Annotated in this window: 2 protein-coding genes; both read left to right on the top strand. The window is 66.2% G+C overall.

What is annotated here, in order from left to right; translation table 11 throughout:
• The first annotated feature begins 259 nt into the window (after positions 1-259).
• Positions 260-892 (top strand): response regulator, encoded by a 633-nt coding sequence (locus WAW85_RS12620; RefSeq protein ID WP_422559954.1) that lies wholly within the window; start codon positions 260-262, stop codon positions 890-892.
• A gap of 99 nt (positions 893-991) precedes the next feature.
• The coding region (locus WAW85_RS12615; RefSeq protein ID WP_422559953.1) for an ATP-binding protein at positions 992-2,052 on the top strand (1,061 nt) is incomplete at its 3' end.

The raw sequence follows: 2,052 nt of genomic DNA, 5'->3' as shown, positions 1-2,052 counted from the left end.
AAACTTACCTTGCGCGGCCAATTGTCGATACCCCGACTGGGATGTCGTGCCTGCGCGTCATACGAACATATGCATCTGCGCCGACCCAAAGTTCCCATGTCCCCATTTCGGGTGCCCTGCCGATAAGCTGTCTTTGTTCGCACCATAGTGTTCGCCGTCGGCGTTCACGGTGAGGTGAGGTGGATGCGGTAATGGATCTTTGGGGGGAGTGCAGGTGACGACCAGCGGCAGCGAGCCAGTCCGGGCGATCCGAGTTGGGATGGTGGACGACCACCGCGCGCCGGTGTGGGGCATCGAGCGCATTCTGCAGGACCATGACGATCTCGAGTTCGTTGCCTCCGCGACAACGGTCACTGAACTGCTCGACCAGACCACCGACCTCGACGTGGTGATTCTCGACCTGCGACTCGGTGACGGCACCTCGCCGCGGGAGAACGTTGCGCGCCTGGCCGATCACAACATCGGGACCGTCGTCTACACCTCCGGTGAGCATCCCGACCTGCTGCGGTCGGCGGCCCGCGCCGGCACGCTGGGTGTGGTGCTCAAGTCCGCGCCGGAAGAGGAGATCGTCGGCGCCGTCCGGGCGGGTGGCCACGGCGACACCGTCCTGACCACCGAATGGGCGGCCGCTATCGACGGTGACCCCAACCTCGACGCCGTCGACCTCAGCCCGCAGCTGCAGCGCGTGCTGACGCTGTACGCATCGGGCGGTACGTCGATCAGCGTCGGCGAAGAACTCGGCGTTGCACCAGACACGGTCAACGAGTACCTCAAACGCATTCGGCAGAAGTATGCCGATGCCGGTCGTCCGACCCGAACCAAGCTGGACTTGTTTAAACGGGCTGTCGAAGACGGTTGGCTGCCGATGCCGCACCGTTCGCGCAATGACTGACCGATAGGCGCGACAGTGGCTGCGAAGCGACCAACGCCAGGCAGTGCCGTCGCGCATGCATCGGGAGAAATCAGCGAACAGCGCCGAATCCTGACGGTGATGGCTCGTTTCGTCGGTGTCGGCTTTGTCGCCTACTTCGCTGTCGCAATCCCCGAGATCGGTCAACCGCCGGGACTGGTGGCATCGTGGTTCCCTCCCGTCGCAGTGTTCCTGGTGCTTGGCCCGGCCATCGCACTGATCGTCACGACCTTTGTGCCCACCGGAACGCGGTACCTTCCGCTGTTGCTGATTCTGTGTGCCGTCGGGTACGTCGCGGCATGCCTGCTGTGGTTCGCGGCGTGGACGGGGATCGAATCGGCGTCAGTCCGAGTGACGTGGCTGGTGAACTTCGGTGGTCTGCCGAGTATGGCGATCGCGCTGCTGTGGCTCCGACCCGCGATTGCGATGCTGGCGGTCGGCGCCTTCCTGCCCACGTGGATCACCGTGACCGGGCGGATCGACGGGATCTCCGAGAACGCCGTGGTGCTGGAGTCGCTGTGGACCATCCTGTTCACTGCGCCCATCATGGTGGCCTGCCGCATGCTGGTGCGCACCGGCGGCATCCTCGATGAAACCAGGTCCGGGGCGATGCAGGCGGCCGCAGACTCCGCCGCCGCCGCGGCGCGCAACTCCGAACGCTCGCGCTTTGATGCGCTGATCCACGATCGCGTCATCGCCACCCTGGTGGCCGCGAAGGGCCAGCGCGACGATCCGCGCCTGCCCGGACAGGCGCAGCAGGCACTGGAAGAACTGTCCCGCATTGCGGACGGTCATGACGAGAAAGCCCAGTTGAGCGCCGCCGAAACGGTCGCTCGGCTACGCGCCGTGGCCTCCAGCGTCGACGTCGACGTTCCGATCGGCCTGGTCCCGACCGACGGGCTCGATCACGCGGTGCCACGCTATCCGGAGGCCGCTGTGCGCGCGGTCAGCGAAGCGCTCGGCGAGGCGCTGCGCAATTCCAGCATGCACGCGGGCGCCGACGCCGAGCGGGTGGTGCTGGTGGACCTGTTCGCCGACGCGTTCGAGGTGTCGGTGGCCGACAACGGGGTCGGCTTCGACGTAGCTGCGGTGCCTCCGGAGCGCCTGGGCATCGTCGTCAGTATTCGCGCGCGGCTCGCCGA

It is taken from the genome of Gordonia sp. (in: high G+C Gram-positive bacteria) (assembly GCF_049299075.1).
Lineage (GTDB): Bacteria > Actinomycetota > Actinomycetes > Mycobacteriales > Mycobacteriaceae > Gordonia.
This window is presented reverse-complemented; position numbering and strand designations above follow the sequence as displayed.